This window comes from Pseudomonas sp. SST3 (genome assembly GCF_003325755.1).
The window spans coordinates 156,353-171,463 of record NZ_QORI02000007.1 but is presented as its reverse complement, the minus strand read 5'-3'; the positions used below and the strand labels follow the sequence as shown (position 1 = coordinate 171,463).

Genomic DNA, 15,111 nt, shown 5'->3' with positions numbered 1-15,111 from the left:
AATGCGCCGGCATCAGCGCATCGCGATCCACATCAACAGCCCCGCTTGAAATAGCGCGAATGCAATGAGGCAGGCGATAGTGAACCTGAGCGTGCCGTCTTCGCGGCGAAACCGGCTCAGACGCTCCTGGATATCGCTGTTCTTGGTTTCCAGTTCCAAGAGGTTGCGATCGGCCTGTTCAAGCATCGCCGCGGCATTTTGAAGGTCGATGATCTGCACTTTCTCGGTATTCCAGTCGGGTCGCAGCGAGCTGACACGAGGCGCGCCGTACGTTGCCTTGAGCTGCTGAGGCTCGGGATAGAGCACATCGAAGCCTTGGCTCAGCAGGCAATGATCGCGTCGGATGCGCATTTCTTCGCCAGTTATATCCTTAGCCGGGAGCGCTCCCCCCTCAACCAGATAGTGCGCCCAACGCTTCTGCGCCCAGAGCGCCCCCTGCGCCAGCAGAAAACGCCCGAGTCCACGGTTGACCGGCGCTATATGTAGACCGCTATCGGGGCCGAAGCGCAGCTCTTTAGCGCGATGATCCGCCCAGACTTCCAGTACATTGTGCTTCTTCGACAAGACCTGACCCGGTAGCCGCACGAACAGCTTCAACAGGCTCTGCTGTGGCGTATGCCGTTCGACTTGAGCCAGCTCAACGAACCTAAGCGGCCGTGGACCGGTATCTCGGTCGGTCGGCAATGGCGCCAGGCGCAGCAACCGAAACCGATCCGGGGTTAGCGCTGCCCAGGGATGCGGCGGCGGTGTGTCAGGCGCGGGGGCCTCGCTGTTGGGTAATGGTGAGTTGTCAGTCATGTCGGCGTCCTGGGCCTGCTCCGGTCGAGTCGTTGCGGCAGGCAAGAAGCGTATCGGCCGACGAGCGGCTAACTGGAGGCTGGCGATATGCGGTGTTTGTGCAGGAATTGACTAATCCGTTCCGTCAGTGCGTGAGCGATAGGCAGCTCGGGCCGATCGTAGGACGCGGTTTGCCCTGCAGGATCCATCGGGACGATGCGCAGCACGTGATTCATCCCTTTTATGAGCGTCAACTCGGCGTCTTTTCGGGCTCGCTGCAGCGCTTCGGCATCCTCGCGTCCGACCTGAATGTCGTGCGTGCCCTGAATGATCAGCGCAGGCGCGGTCGTGTTGCCAAAGGCTCTCGCCGGATCCTGGCGAAACAGTGAGATCAGATAGGGCTGCACGCTGGGGCGAAACAGCACCTGTAGTGCATCCGGCACCTGCTCGTGGATGCGCTCCGCCTTGAGTTCATCGATCAGGTAATGCGCGGTCGCCAGCAGTGGCGGCGGCAGTCGGCCCTGGAGCTGCTCACGCAGCACCAGGTCGATGGGCCGACCGCTGCCTGCAATGCTGATCAATGCGGCGGGATCGACAGCCGCCGCAGCCAGGCTGGCAAATAATGCGCCTTCGCTGTGGCCGATCAGCACCACATTGGAGAAGCGTGAATCCGAGTTCAACAGCCGTGCCCAGGCCACTGCGTCAGTGACGTAGCTATCCACGCTCAATTGGCTTTCATCGGGCGCTGCAGCGCGGCTCTGGCCAACGCCGCGTTTGTCATAGCGCAGACTGGCTATGCCGTGCTTGGCAAGCGCTTGCGCCAGTCGCTTGAGGCTATCGTTGCGGCCCATCGGGTTGTTGCCGTCCCGGTCGGTGGGGCCCGATCCCGCGATCAGCAGCGCAACCGGAACGGGCTCGCCGGTCTTCGGTAGTAGTAGGCTGCCATGCAAAGTGCCATCCGGCACCTGCACGGCCATGGTCTGGTTGAGCAGCGTTCGTGACTGTGCGTGCGGGACGAGCATGGCGAGGAGGGCAAGCAGTAAGAAGAAACGCATGAGCTGAATTCAATCATCAGTGATCGGGTTGGACGCGAGGCGAACCGCTTGGTTCGCCGAAGCAGTGCGCGTCGCCACCAGAGACGGTGAAACCTGCAGCGGCTCGGGTATACTTCCGGCCCCTGTTTAGGTCGATCGCGGAGCGCCCTGCATGTCCGGCAACACATACGGCAAGCTGTTCACCGTCACCACCGCTGGTGAAAGCCATGGTCCAGCGCTGGTCGCCATCGTTGATGGTTGCCCGCCGGGGCTGGAGCTGACCGTTGCAGACCTGCAGCGAGACCTCGATCGGCGCAAGCCCGGTACAAGCCGGCACACCACCCAGCGTCAGGAAGCGGACGAGGTCGAGATTCTTTCCGGCGTGTTCGAGGGGCGCACCACCGGCTGCCCGATTGGTTTGTTGATTCGCAACACTGACCAGAAGTCCAAGGACTACTCGGCGATCAAGGACCAGTTTCGTCCTGCCCACGCCGACTACACCTATCACCACAAGTACGGTCTGCGTGACTACCGAGGCGGCGGCCGCAGCTCTGCACGCGAAACTGCCATGCGAGTCGCCGCCGGTGCCATCGCCAAGAAGTACCTGGCGTCGCTGGGGATTCAAGTGCGTGGCTACATGAGCCAGCTGGGACCGATCGAAATTCCGTTCAAAACCTGGGACAGCGTCGAGCAGAACGCCTTCTTCAGTCCTGACCCAGACAAGGTGCCGGAACTGGAAGCCTACATGGACCAGTTACGCCGTGATCAGAACTCAGTCGGCGCCAAGATTTCGGTGGTCGCCGAAGGCGTGCCACCCGGTCTTGGTGAGCCGATTTTCGATCGCCTGGATGCAGACCTGGCTCACGCCCTGATGAGTATCAATGCGGTCAAGGGCGTGGAGATCGGCGCCGGTTTCGCCAGTGTCGCTCAGCGCGGCACCGAGCATCGTGACGAGATGGCCCCAGACGGCTTCCTGTCGAACAATGCCGGTGGTGTGCTCGGCGGCATTTCCTCCGGCCAGCCGATCATCGCGCACCTGGCGCTCAAACCGACGTCCAGCATCACTACGCCGGGCCGCTCGATCGATGTCGACGGTAATTCGGTGGATGTCGTTACCAAGGGCCGGCACGACCCCTGCGTCGGCATCCGTGCCACGCCGATTGCCGAAGCGATGATGGCCATCGTGCTTCTGGACCATCTGCTGCGTCATCGGGGGCAGAATGCCGATGTGTTGGTGCGCACCCCGGTGCTAGGGCAACGATGAGCGTGAAGCTGGAAGCCTGAAGCCGGAGTTTCACTTTATGCGGCGGCTTCGCTTCCAGCTTCTGGCTTTCAGCTTATGACTGCTTCTCTTCCCTACTGGCGCCTGTCCGGCTTCTATTTCTTTTATTTTGCGCTGCTCGGTTCTGCCGCGCCGTTTCTTGGTCTGTACTTCGATCACCTCGGTTTTTCCGCCGAACGCATTGGCGAACTGGTCGCCATTCCGATGCTGATGCGCTGCCTGGCTCCGAACCTATGGGGCTGGCTCGGGGATGCTACCGGCCAGCGCCTGGTGATCGTGCGGCTTGGTGCGCTTTGTACGCTGCTTTCGTTTAGCCTGATCTTTTACAGCAAAAGCTACGCCTGGCTGGCGCTAGTGATGGCATTGCATGCGTTTTTTTGGCACGCGGTGCTGCCGCAGTTCGAGGTGATCACCCTGGCGCATTTGCGCGAGCAGGCTTCACGCTACAGTCAGATCCGCCTGTGGGGCAGCATTGGCTTCATCGTTGCGGTGGTGGGGCTTGGTACCCTGTTCGAACGTTTGAGTCTGGATATCTATCCCGTGGCAATGATGGTGGTCATGGCCGGTATCGTCATCAGCAGCGCATGGGTACCCAATGCGGCGCCGGAGCAGAGGCCGGAGCTGGATGGGCAGGGTGGCTTTCTCCGCCAGTTGTGCCGCCCCGGCGTGCTGGCATTCTTCGTCTGCGTCGGTCTGATGCAAGTCAGCCACGGTCCTTACTATACCTTCTTCACGATTCATCTCGAAGCGCTTGGCTATGGTCGCGGCATCATCGGCTTGCTTTGGGCGCTGGGCGTGGTCGCCGAGATCCTGCTTTTTCTGGTGATGGCTGCGCTGATGGCGCGCTTTTCGTTACGCCAGGTCCTGGTGGCGAGTTTCGTGCTTGCGGCGATACGCTGGCTGTTGCTGGGCACGCTGGCCAATCATCTGGGTGTGCTACTGATTGCGCAGTTGATGCATGCGGCCACGTTCGGCAGTTTTCATGCGGCGGCGATCCATTTCGTCCAGCGCAGCTTCGGCCATCGGCAGCAGGGGCAGGGGCAGGCTCTGTACGCGACCCTCGCGGGTGTTGGCGGGGCGCTAGGTGCGCTCTACTCCGGCTACAGCTGGGCCAGCCTTGGTCCGCTATGGACCTTCGCCATTGCCAGTCTGGCAGCGTTGGCCGCAGCCGTTATCATTGCCATCCCCAAGCAGGAGAACCGGGCATGACCGCTACTCGCCAACACTTGTCCCAGGCCATTATCGATGCGGGTCGTTTTCTCTACGGCCGCGGTTGGTCGCCAGCCACCAGTAGCAACTACTCGGCGCGCCTGACCAGTTCCGAGGCGCTGCTGACCGTGTCGGGTAAGCACAAGGGGCAGCTGACAATGAATGATTTGTTGGCAGTCGACATGGAGGGACGCAGCCTGGAAGAAGGCAAGAAGCCGTCCGCCGAAACCCTGCTGCACACCCAGCTTTATCGCTGGCAGCCCGAGATTGGCGCCGTGTTGCATACCCATTCCGTAAATGCCACCGTGCTTTCACGTGCCTGTCTCAGCGATTCGCTGGTGTTCGCTGACTACGAGCTACAAAAGGCGTTCGGTGGGATAGCGACACATGAATCGCAGGTGCTGGTGCCGATTTTCGACAATGATCAGGATATCGAGCGGCTCGCCTCAAACGTCCAACCCTGGCTGGATGCACATCCCGATTGCATCGGCTATCTCATCCGCGGGCATGGCCTCTATACCTGGGGCGCCCAGATGAGTGATGCGCTACGCCAGATCGAGGCGTTCGAGTTCCTGTTCGAATGCGAGCTGAAGATGCGCATGCTGCAGCAGGTGTAGCCAGTTTTTTAACGCACGTTCTGCGTGCCCAAATAACCGAAGAGAGGCCCGGGCAGCCACCCCCCGGCCGGAGACCATCACCATGAGTATCCTTAGCGTTTATCAGGACACTGCTCCCGAACAGCCACTCAAGGTTCTCACTCATGTCGACGACATCGCCGCCACCTTGGCCGACGTCGGCGTGCATCTTGAGCGCTGGCAGGCGAGCGCACCCATCGCTGCGGGAGCCAGCTCGGAAGAGGTGACTGCCGCCTATCGTCCCCAGATCGACCGGCTGATGAGTGAGCGTGGTTACGTCACCGTCGATGTGATCAGTCTCGCCAGCGACCACCCGCAAAAGGCCGAACTGCGCGCCAAGTTCCTAGAGGAGCACCGCCATGCTGAAGACGAAGTGCGCTTCTTCGTTGCCGGCCGCGGGTTGTTCACGCTGCACATCGAGGACAAGGTATACGCCGTACTGTGCGAGAAAAATGATCTGATCTCAGTGCCGGCAGGAACCAAGCACTGGTTTGATATGGGTGAAAACCCCCACTTCGTCGCCATTCGCCTGTTCAATAATCCTGAAGGCTGGGTCGCGCAATTTACCGGCGAAGATATCGCTGGTCGCTTTCCGCGGCTGGAGGATTGCTGATGCCGATCAAAGCCATTCTTACCGACATCGAAGGCACCACCAGTGCGGTGAGCTTCGTCTTTGACGTGCTGTTTCCCTATGCCCGAAAGCATCTGCCTGCGTTCGTGCGCAATCGTGCGACAGAGCCGGCGGTGGCGGAACAGATCGAGGCGGTACGCCGCGAGAGTGGCGAGCCGGATGCGAGTATCGAGCGTGTCGTCGAGATTTTGCTGGAGTGGATCGCCGCGGATCGAAAGGCTACATCTCTCAAAGCACTGCAGGGCATGGTCTGGGCCGATGGGTATCGTGCTGGCCAGCTCAAGGGCCATGTCTATCCGGATGCGGTCGCCGCACTGCGACGTTGGCAAGAGCAGGGTTACGCCCTGTATGTCTATTCGTCGGGGTCGGTTCAGGCTCAGAAACTGATTTTCGGCTGCGCCGAGGCGGGTGATCTGACACCGCTGTTCTCCGGCTATTTCGATACCGGCAGCGGCCACAAGCGCGAAGTGGATTCGTACGTACGAATCGCCGCTTCGATCGGCTCGCAAGCTGGTGAAATCCTGTTTCTTTCCGATGTGGTGGAAGAGTTGGACGCCGCGCGCCAGGCTGGCATGCAGACCTGCGGGCTGGTTCGCGAGGGCGGCTCGCTGGCAGGTCATGAGGTGGTTGACAGCTTCGATGCGATCGATCCCGCTCGTTACTGAGCGGATCGCCTACTGAACCCTCAAACCGCCCGGGCATCCTAATTACGAACCCACCGTAAATTGGAGCCTTGCCATGACCGATGCCTTCGGCGGTATTTTCGGCCTGCTTATCCTGGCGCTGGATATCTGGGCCATCGTCAGCGTGATCCGTAGTGATAGCACCACCGGGAAAAAAGCCCTCTGGGTGCTGTTGATCGTCATTCTGCCGGTCCTGGGGCTAATCATCTGGGGCATCATGGGCCCGCGCGGCAATCGTCCTGATGATCGGAACCTGAGGCCCTGACGCGTGGAAACCTGGAGTGCGCTGCTAGCCCTGATCGTGCTGGTGTCTGACGTAGTCGCCATCGTTCAGGTCTGGCGTACTCGCATCGAGGTGGGGCGCAAAATCATCTGGAGCCTCGTCATCGTGCTATTGCCGGTGGTGGGATTGATCATGTGGTTCATCGCCGCCGGGCATTTCGCCAAAGTCAGGTTGTAGCGACGGTCTCAAGCTGGGGCTGGCGATTGACGGCCCAACGCTGGTGCTCGCGAAGATCCCACCGCTTTCGGCTGTTTTGGTTTGGTTATCGCGGCGGCTTCGCCATAGTTCTGCCAGATATGCACGGCGGCGTAGGCCCGCCACGGTCGCCAGGCCTGCGAACGCGCCAGCAGCTCTCTAGCTGAAATGCCCCCGCTTCCCCACAACGGCGCCTTCAGCAGTCCGAGGTCGGCGGCCGGAAAGGCGTCTGCCTCGCCAAAGCCGCGCAAGGCGATGTACTCGGCGGTCCAAGAGCCGATGCCGGGCAGCTCGCAGAGCCGGCTGACCAGCTCATCGGCGCCGTTTCGTATATGGAGTTCAAGCGCGCCCTCGGCCACCGCAGCTGCCAGACGCTGCAACGTCTCGACGCGCTTGCCGGGCATGCCGATATTGTCCAACCGAGCGTCAGCTATCGCCTCCGGGCTGGGAAATAGCCGGTGCAGGCCATCAGCTTCGGCTGGTGGTGCGTGAGGCAGCTCTTCGCCTAGCCGCTCCACCAGGCGCCGAGTGATGGTCACAGCAGCCTTAACAGTTACCTGCTGGCCGACGACGGCTCGCACGGCTTGTTCGAACGGATCGAAGGCGCTCGGCAAGCGCAATCCGGGCGCGGCACTGACTAGTGGCCCGAGCAGAAGATCGTCCGCGAAATGCCGGGCTATGGCTGCCGGATCGGTATCCAGATCGAACATCTTGCGGACCCGCAACGCCAGCAGGGCCGCATGATCCTGCAGCGAATCGCAAAGCGTCAGCTCTAAACAGGCCTCTCCAGGCAGCGGTCGAACGCTGATCCAGCCGGCATGCTCGCCGATGCGCACAGTACGGCTGTAGCCCTCGGTGCTGAGCGACTCAACACCAGGCAGCAGACGTAGCGAGAAGTGCTGGTCAAATTGCAACCAGCTCCAAGGGGCTGTGTAGCGAAGGCGAATTGGCGTCATGAATCGACGATAGCCAGGATTTATAGCCATGTCTTCACCGCAATGCGCTTTCAAAGTGGATGGTTCCACCTGTCATGAGACCAAAGTAGAATGCGCCCTTTGCAAACGGACAACCCGCGCGGCCTGCGGGGCGGTCTGTCACGCCATCCATCAGGGAGACACCCCATGAGCGATTATCAGGAAACTCTCTACGAGGGATACGGCCAGCGTTTCAAGATCGACAAGATGCTGCATGAAGTGCGCACCGAGCATCAGCATCTGGTGATCTTTGAAAATGCCCGCATGGGGCGCGTCATGGCGCTCGACGGAGTCATTCAGACCACTGAAGCGGATGAGTTCATCTATCACGAGATGCTCACCCATGTGCCGATTCTGGCCCACGGTCTGGCGCGGCGTGTGCTGATCATCGGCGGCGGTGACGGTGGCATGCTGCGCGAAGTCGCCAAGCACCGCGACGTGGAAAGCATCACCATGGTCGAGATCGACGGTACCGTAGTAGAGATGTGCAAGGAGTTTCTGCCGGAGCATTCGAAGGGGGCATTCGATGATCCGCGGCTGAATCTGGTAATCGATGACGGCATGCGCTTCGTGGCGACCACCGAAGAAAAATTCGACGTGATCATTTCCGATTCGACCGACCCCATCGGGCCTGGTGAGGTGCTGTTTTCGGAAAACTTCTATCAGGCGTGCCGCCGTTGCCTCAACGATGGCGGCATTCTGGTCACGCAAAACGGCACGCCGTTCATGCAGCTGGCCGAAGTACAAACCACCGCCAAGCGCATGACCGGGTTGTTCCCTGATTGGCATTTCTATCAGGCGGCAGTGCCTACCTATATCGGCGGCGCCATGACCTTCGCCTGGGGCGCCTGCGATTCTGCCAGCCGCAAAGTGTCGCTGGAAATTCTCTGCCAGCGTTTCGCTGGCAGTGGAATTGTCACCCGTTACTACAATCCACACGTCCATCTTGGCGCGTTCGCGCTGCCTCAGTACGTGCTCCAGGCTATCAGCAAGCCGAGTAACGACTAGGTCGCTCATCGCCGCGGCCCTTGCTGCGGGGCGCTGACCCGCTCGCTGAAAACCAGACCGGACGATTGCATCGACCGGTCGGTTGCGTCTGATACAGCTCCGCACCTTCTGTATCCACCGTCCCCATTGCGGCGGCGATGCATACGCCGTATGTTCGAAGGGCAACCTATGCTGTTGTATGCGTAGCGCCGGTAGGGAAGGCTGAGTCATAAGGCTCATCAGCGCTGCGGTCGGCGTGATCCCGGATCAACCGAACTACCTGGCGTCGTCGAGGCCATATTGGTATGGCGCGCCTCTTTTACGCACGCGGGGTTTCCGCGTCTTCAGGCAACCCACGGCTGGCACTGTCCGGTCGATATCCGCAACGAGGCTGATTAAAAGCTTTTCCATTCCTGACATCGTTCATCCATGAGTGCGAGGAGGTTGTTTTATGAGTACCACCTTCCATGAGGATGTGAGCAGCAACGTACTGATGAGGATGAAAGAAGGCGGTTTCGATTTCGCCCGCGTGCATCCCATCGAGTTCTATGCCGTATTCCCTGATCGAGAGCGTGCGTGCGCCGCGGCGAGTAATTTCCGCGGTGAGTGCGTCAATGCGCAGATTGCTCCCCGTGATGACGGAGCCTGGGATCTGCAGGTCAGCAAGGTAATGTATGCCACCTTCGACGGTATTGGTGACTTTGAACAGGATCTGGAAGATCTGATCGAGCCGTTGGGTGGTGTGGTCGATGGCTGGGGGGTGACACAGGAACTCTCCGGCTGCGCTGTTTGATCAAACTCCCTTCAACCAAAGCCGAGTCCGCTCTGCAGTGCCTGGTCCCAAGGAGGGACCGGGCCGAAGCGATTCCGCAGAAACTCCAGCAGTAGCCGGCTGCGCGAGTCCGCTTCGCGGGTCAGGCGCAAGGCGTAAATCCCGCTAGGTTCCGGTTTTGGTAGTCCCTGTTCGCAGAACAACGGCAGCAGTTCTCCACGCAACAGGTGATCGCTGACCAGCCAGGTCGGTAGATGTGCAATTCCCAGACCCGCCAAGGTACCGCAAAGCAGCGCTTCGGCATTGTTCGCGATCATCCGCAGACGCCCCGGGCGCAGCAGTTGTTGTCTGCCTTCGTGCTCGAATCGCCATGCATGCGGCGGTGCCAGGGCCTCCCAGTCCAACCCATCGTGTTCCGGTAGATCGGCGACCGTCTGGGGAACGCCTCGCTTCTGTAGATAATTCGGGCTGGCACAGACGATGCGCATCATCGGCGCCAACGGTGTAGCAACCAGGCGCGTATCTACCAGCGGGCCAATGCGTAGCACCAGATCGACTTCGCCGAGGTGCTCGCCATGTAGATCAACAAAGCTGTCTATCAGGCGCAGCTGGATATCGACCCCCGGATAGGCCTGCAGGAATTCCGCAAGCGCGGGCGCCAGATGTCGGCGTCCGAACGGCGCCGGCGCATCGATGCGAATACGGCCTTCCGGTGTGTTGTGCAGAGACGCCATCTCGGCCCGTGCCAGATGCAGTTCGTGAACGATGCGGCTGGCGCGCTCGGCGAAGGCCTGGCCGGCGGTGGTCGGTTTGATCGAATGAGTGCTACGGCTGACCAGCCGACAATCGAGCGAACGTTCCAATGAATCGATGCGCCGCGCAACGGAGGACGGCGTAAGGCCATGCAGGCGGGCCGCGGCCGAAAAGCTGCCAGCGGCGATGACATCGAGAAACAGCTTGAGCTGATCGGTGAGGACATTCGCATCCATGGGTTCCACTCGCCTTTGCAATAATCGCAAAGCCATTGTGCATGCTTATGCGTATGCCTGCCAGGAAGCGCTGGGTAGCATGACGGTTTTGCTCAGGAAGCGAACATGGACCTCCTCGGATTCGGGCTGAATGTTGTGCTGGGTTTGGCGTTGGGAACGCTCGGCGGCCTGTTCGGCATCGGCGGCGGGCTGATTGCGATTCCAGTGTTGGGTGTGCTGTTCAATCTTGATCAGCAGGTTGCGCAGGGCACCGCACTGGTGATGGTTGTGCCCAATGTGTTGCTTGCCATCTGGCGCTACCACCAGCGCAACCGCATCGACCCACGTCATGCCGCGGCGTTGGGCATCGCCAGTTTCTGTTTTGCCATTGTCGGCGCCGCGGTTGCGGTGTCGCTGGATGCCGGGCGAATGCGGATCGCCTTTGTCGGTTTTCTCGTCGCCTTGGCTATCTATACGCTATCGCGGGTCTTCTTCCGTCCTCAGCCCGGCGGGACCGAGCTGCGCCACGCCTGGCCGTGGCTGGGAATGCTGGGCGCCGGTGCCGGAGCGCTGGGTGGGCTTTTCGGTGTTGGCGGCGCGGTACTCGCTACGCCGGTGCTTACCGCCGTATTCGGTACCTCGCAAGTGGTGGCGCAGGGGCTTTCATTGTCACTGGCGGCACCCAGCACGGCTGTCACCTTGTTCACCTATGCCACCCATGGGCAGGTGGACTGGTCGTTGGGGGTGCCACTCGCCATCGGTGGCCTGCTCAGCATCAGTCTTGGCGTGAAGCTGGCGCATGCGTTGCCGGAGCGTCTGCTTCGTATTCTGTTCAGCGGCTTTCTGCTGCTAAGTGCGGTCATGCTGGCGCTCGAGGTTTGAATATGCCGAACTAAGCCAGTGTTACGCTACGGCTTGATTCGGCTGTCGGCGAATTTCACGCCGGGCGCTGCGTACCAGGCGGATGGTCAGCAATATCGCTGCGCAACTCAATCCGGCGATCAGCCCCTGCCAGAGCCCGGCCGGGCCGCTCGCCTCCCCGAATCTATCGGTAAGACCGAGCAGGTAGCCCACCGGAAGGCCGATCCCCCAATAGGCGAACAAGGTGAAGATCATCGTCATGCGCGTGTCCTGGTAGCCGCGTAGTGCGCCTGCTGCGGTGACCTGTACCACGTCGGAGAACTGGAATAGCGCGGCATAGAAGAACAGGCCGGCCGCGACCGCGATTACCGCCGGGTCTGTAGTGTAGATGCGGGCGATCTGCTCGCTGAATAGCAGCATGGAGCCTGCTGAGAAGCAGGCATAAACCAGACTCGAGACGATCCCCACCCCTGCAGCGAAGCGTGCGTCCCGCGGTGCGCCGCGTCCCAGCGCCTGACCGATGCGGATGGTGATGGCCATGCCCAGCGACAGCGGAATCATGAAAATCAGCGAGGTGAAGTTAAGCGCGATCTGGTGCCCGGCTACAACGGTGGCGCCCAGGCCGCCAATCAACAATGCAATGACCGAGAAGATGCTGGCCTCGGCGAAAACTGCGACGCCGATCGGTACGCCAATCGACAGCAGGCGGCTCAGGACCGACCAATCTGGCCAATCGAAACGGGCGAACAGCCGGCTTGGTTGGTAATACTTGGCCCGCCGTACCCAGAACAGCATTGCCAGCAACATGAAGCTCATGACCAGTGCGGTCGACCAGCCGCAGCCGACGCCGCCCATGGCCGGCAGGCCCAGCTTGCCGTAGATGAATATGTAGTTCAGCGGGATGTTCAACGTCAGCGCGAGGATACCCACCACCATGCTCGGTCGGGTGTGGCCAAGCCCGTCGCTGAAACAGCGCAGCACCTGATACAGAGCCACCGCGGGAAATCCGCAGGCGACCGCGCGCAGATAGGCCATGGTGGGATCGATCAGAATCGGTTCAACCTGCATGAGATGCAGCACCGGCTCGGCATTCCACATCAGGAAGGCGAACAACGACCCGATGCCTAAGCCCATCCACAGCGCTTGCCGTACCAGCGGACCAATCTCTTCGTGCTGATCACTGCCGAAGCGCTGAGCAACATTGGGGGTCGTCGCCAGAATGATCCCGGTCACTAGCAGAAACACCGGAACCCAGATGGAATTGCCGAGGGCGACGGCGGCAAGGTCATGTGGGCTAACGCGTCCGGCCATCAGGGTATCGACGAAGCCCATGGCGGTGTTCGCCAGCTGGGCAATCATCATTGGTAGGGCGAGGGCGAAGAGGGTGCGCAGTTCAACGCGAACCCGTCTGAGTTTCAACTCAGTGGGCATTGCGGCTTTCCGGATTGTATACAGTAAGCAGCCTAGTCTACGCCGCGAGAGAGACTCTCGGGAAGACAGCATTGCGGCGCGACGCGGTCTAGAATGGGCGTACTAATGACGGAGCCCGCCAATGCGCATCCTTGCCGACGAAAATATCCCACTGGTCGACGCCTTTTTTGCCGAGCATGGCGACATTCGCCGCATGCCGGGGCGGAGTATCAATAAAGCGGCGCTTGAACAGTCTGAGGTGCTTTTGGTTCGCTCTGTCACCCGAGTCGATCGCGAACTGCTCGAAGGGAGCGCGGTACGCTTCGTCGGCACCTGCACCATAGGCACGGATCACCTCGACCTCGACTATTTTGAAGAAGCGGGTATCGATTGGGCGAGTGCCCCGGGCTGTAATGCCCGTGGCGTTGTCGACTACGTACTCGGCAGCTTGCTGGCGCTGGCCGAGGGACAGGGCGTCGGTCTGAAAGACCGGCGCTATGGGGTGGTGGGCGCGGGGGAAGTGGGTGGCAGATTGGTGGAAGTGCTGCGTGGCCTGGGCTGGGATGTACGTGTCTGCGATCCACCGCGCCAAGCGCGCGAAGTAGGCGAATTCGTCGGTCTGGACGAAATCCTCGCGGAGTGCGATGTCATCAGCCTGCATACGCCGCTGACCTTGGATGGCGACCATCCCACATTTCATTTGCTGGATAGGGCTCGCCTGGAACAGCTGCGTCCGGGTGCTTGGTTGATTAACGCGTCTCGTGGTGCGGTCGTCGATAACGCAGCCCTGCGTGAAGAGTTGGCCCGGCGACCTGACATCCAGGCAGTACTCGACGTCTGGGAGGGCGAGCCGCAGGTGGCCGTGGCGCTGGCTGAACTGTGCTGGATCGCAACGCCGCACATCGCCGGCTACAGCCTGGATGGCAAGTTGCGCGGCACCGCGCAGATCTATCAAGCGTTCTGCGCCAGCAAAGGATTGGAACCGACCATCGAGCTGGCCGCACTGATGCCGGTTGCGCCGCTGCGCGGGCTCTCTTTCGATGCCTCAGCCAAGCCTGCGGATATGCTGGCGACCATCTGCCGGGCTGTCTATGACCCCCGTAGCGACGACGCCGCGTTCCGTCGCACCCTGAGTGAAAGCGAGGAGCAGCGGCGTATCGATTTCGATCGGTTGCGTAAACAGTACCCGCCGCGTCGGGAAATAGACGGGCTGCACATCGACATCAGTTCTGCGCAGCCGCAGCTGGAGCAGCTCGTGCAGGCCCTGGGTGCGACCTTGAAGCGCTGATCTGGTGGCGAGTCCGATTGTGAGGCGCATTCAGGTTGCGAGCGACAGGTCGGATGCAATTTGCGGCCTGCTCCGCTAGCATTACCCGTCCTGTGCGACACGTGTGCACGTGTCGCGCTTGGTTTGGTTAACTGCACCATGGCTCCAAACCCTTTGTTTCAAGGGGTTAATGCTTAAAACAGCAGCTAATGTACCCGGCTCAGCCTGGTAATCCTACGCTTCGGACGCTCTGCGTTTTTACGAGGCTAGGCAATGAATCTGCATCAATTCGCACCCAAAATGGGTCCGCAATAGGGTGCAGAAACCAGAAAGTTGCAATCTAGCCTAGCTCGATTGTTACAAATAATGTCTAACCCAGAGGGTGAATTCCGCCCTCTGGGCAGATTTCGTCCCTCACGTTGGGCATCGAGCCTTTATCACCGTCGTGAGACGTTGGGGGACGTTAAACCAAGCGCGGAGCGTCAAGCTCCGAATCGCATTGCTCAGCTCTGCTTGTTCAGGGAGTACCGAGCCTGGCGTGTACCCGCCAGTTCATTAGATCGGCATGCGTCAGGGGCCAACCCTGGGGTGTGAAGCCCGATTAACAATGTCTCGCTCGCAAGAGGGTGTTATCCGGTGACGGAGAACGCTTCGCGTCCGAATTGCACGGACGTGTCGAGGCTAATGACCCAACCCGCATGGCTAACACATGTGAATCGTCGCCAGAACCCTCGTCATAATGGACGGGCCTACTGCAATTATTGGCCTCAGCCAAAACGGCAATGCAGTCGGTCATCACCGTGGGATGAGGTGATGCGGTACCGCAGACTGCCGGGGGAGAGACGAAGCCTAAACGGGGAATTGATGCGACTCGGGGAACGTGGCAATCCCGACCACTCGCCTGGCCAGCAACATCGGTCAGGCAGGCAAACCGCAAGGCGCGCTGATGGGTGTGGGGAATGGGAGGATGCAAAAAGCGAAGGGCTGCCTGTAATGGGTGGCATACCGGTTGAGACATTACCGGCAGGGGCAACCCTGGCTGACGTGCATCTGGTTTACGAGCGCAAAACATAGCCGCTGATTCCAGCGATAACAAACGACCCTATGGGCGACTACTGCCCATAGGGGAGTAGTCCGTCCTGA

Annotated in this window: 16 protein-coding genes; 11 read left to right on the top strand and 5 right to left on the bottom strand. The window is 60.5% G+C overall.

The genetic code is table 11. The annotated features are described in order from the left end of the window. Nucleotides 1-12: 12 nt before the first annotated feature. Nucleotides 13-798 (bottom strand): hypothetical protein, encoded by a 786-nt coding sequence (locus DQ405_RS09450; RefSeq protein ID WP_168423974.1) that lies wholly within the window; start codon nt 796-798, stop codon nt 13-15. Between the two features lie 68 nt (nt 799-866). Then, complete coding sequence (locus tag DQ405_RS09445) at nt 867-1,832, bottom strand: alpha/beta hydrolase family protein (protein ID WP_168423973.1); 966 nt, start codon at nt 1,830-1,832, stop codon at nt 867-869. A gap of 151 nt (nt 1,833-1,983) precedes the next feature. Between DQ405_RS09445 and aroC the strand changes: the two genes are divergently transcribed. The 7 genes from aroC (at nt 1,984) to DQ405_RS09410 (ending at nt 6,711) form a co-directional block, all read left to right on the top strand. Then, nucleotides 1,984-3,075 (top strand): chorismate synthase, encoded by a 1,092-nt coding sequence (aroC, locus tag DQ405_RS09440; protein ID WP_168423972.1) that lies wholly within the window; start codon nt 1,984-1,986, stop codon nt 3,073-3,075. Between the two features lie 75 nt (nt 3,076-3,150). Then, nucleotides 3,151-4,302, top strand: coding sequence for an MFS transporter (locus tag DQ405_RS09435; protein WP_168423971.1), 1,152 nt, complete (start codon nt 3,151-3,153; stop codon nt 4,300-4,302). Continuing rightward, nucleotides 4,299-4,919, top strand: a complete 621-nt coding sequence (locus tag DQ405_RS09430) for a methylthioribulose 1-phosphate dehydratase (protein ID WP_168423970.1) — start codon at nt 4,299-4,301, stop codon at nt 4,917-4,919. Before DQ405_RS09435 ends, DQ405_RS09430 begins: the two co-directional genes overlap by 4 nt. 82 nt (nt 4,920-5,001) lie before the next feature. Continuing rightward, the gene (locus DQ405_RS09425) at nt 5,002-5,550 is read left to right on the top strand and encodes a 1,2-dihydroxy-3-keto-5-methylthiopentene dioxygenase (protein ID WP_168423969.1); all 549 of its coding nucleotides are present in this window, start codon (nt 5,002-5,004) and stop codon (nt 5,548-5,550) included. Further along, on the top strand, nt 5,550-6,233 hold the full coding sequence (gene mtnC / locus DQ405_RS09420; RefSeq protein ID WP_168423968.1) for an acireductone synthase: 684 nt from the start codon (nt 5,550-5,552) through the stop codon (nt 6,231-6,233). The genes DQ405_RS09425 and mtnC overlap by 1 nt, the downstream gene beginning before the upstream one ends. Nucleotides 6,234-6,306: 73 nt before the next feature. After that, nucleotides 6,307-6,516, top strand: coding sequence for a PLD nuclease N-terminal domain-containing protein (locus DQ405_RS09415; protein ID WP_168423967.1), 210 nt, complete (start codon nt 6,307-6,309; stop codon nt 6,514-6,516). A 3-nt stretch (nt 6,517-6,519) separates the two neighbouring features. Next, nucleotides 6,520-6,711: a PLDc N-terminal domain-containing protein gene (locus DQ405_RS09410; protein WP_168423966.1), complete on the top strand. Its 192-nt coding sequence runs from the start codon at nt 6,520-6,522 to the stop codon at nt 6,709-6,711. A gap of 8 nt (nt 6,712-6,719) precedes the next feature. Here the strand turns inward: DQ405_RS09410 and DQ405_RS09405 are convergent, their stop codons facing one another. Continuing rightward, nucleotides 6,720-7,715, bottom strand: coding sequence for a DNA-3-methyladenine glycosylase family protein (locus tag DQ405_RS09405; RefSeq protein WP_446730872.1), 996 nt, complete (start codon nt 7,713-7,715; stop codon nt 6,720-6,722). A 135-nt stretch (nt 7,716-7,850) separates the two neighbouring features. Here DQ405_RS09405 and speE point away from each other — a divergent pair, with 135 nt between their 5' ends. Both speE and DQ405_RS09395 read left to right on the top strand, forming a co-directional pair. After that, nucleotides 7,851-8,711: a polyamine aminopropyltransferase gene (gene speE, locus DQ405_RS09400; protein ID WP_168423965.1), complete on the top strand. Its 861-nt coding sequence runs from the start codon at nt 7,851-7,853 to the stop codon at nt 8,709-8,711. A gap of 430 nt (nt 8,712-9,141) precedes the next feature. Continuing rightward, complete coding sequence (locus DQ405_RS09395) at nt 9,142-9,483, top strand: ribonuclease E inhibitor RraB (RefSeq protein ID WP_168423964.1); 342 nt, start codon at nt 9,142-9,144, stop codon at nt 9,481-9,483. Between the two features lie 11 nt (nt 9,484-9,494). On the opposite strand, the gene DQ405_RS09390 is transcribed toward DQ405_RS09395, so the two are convergent. Beyond that, nucleotides 9,495-10,451 carry a LysR family transcriptional regulator gene (locus DQ405_RS09390; protein WP_168423963.1) on the bottom strand — a complete coding sequence of 319 codons (957 nt, stop codon included), beginning with the start codon at nt 10,449-10,451 and terminating at the stop codon, nt 9,495-9,497. 105 nt (nt 10,452-10,556) lie between these two features. Here DQ405_RS09390 and DQ405_RS09385 point away from each other — a divergent pair, with 105 nt between their 5' ends. After that, entirely contained in the window at nt 10,557-11,312 is a 756-nt protein-coding gene (locus tag DQ405_RS09385) for a sulfite exporter TauE/SafE family protein (protein ID WP_168423962.1), read from the top strand. A 21-nt stretch (nt 11,313-11,333) separates the two neighbouring features. Here DQ405_RS09385 and DQ405_RS09380 read toward each other — a convergent pair whose 3' ends face one another. Next, nucleotides 11,334-12,722 carry an MATE family efflux transporter gene (locus tag DQ405_RS09380; RefSeq protein ID WP_168423961.1) on the bottom strand — a complete coding sequence of 463 codons (1,389 nt, stop codon included), beginning with the start codon at nt 12,720-12,722 and terminating at the stop codon, nt 11,334-11,336. Between the two features lie 121 nt (nt 12,723-12,843). On the opposite strand from DQ405_RS09380, the gene pdxB reads away from it, so the two are divergent. Then, entirely contained in the window at nt 12,844-13,989 is a 1,146-nt protein-coding gene (gene pdxB, locus DQ405_RS09375) for a 4-phosphoerythronate dehydrogenase PdxB (protein WP_168423960.1), read from the top strand. Nucleotides 13,990-15,111 lie beyond the last annotated feature (1,122 nt).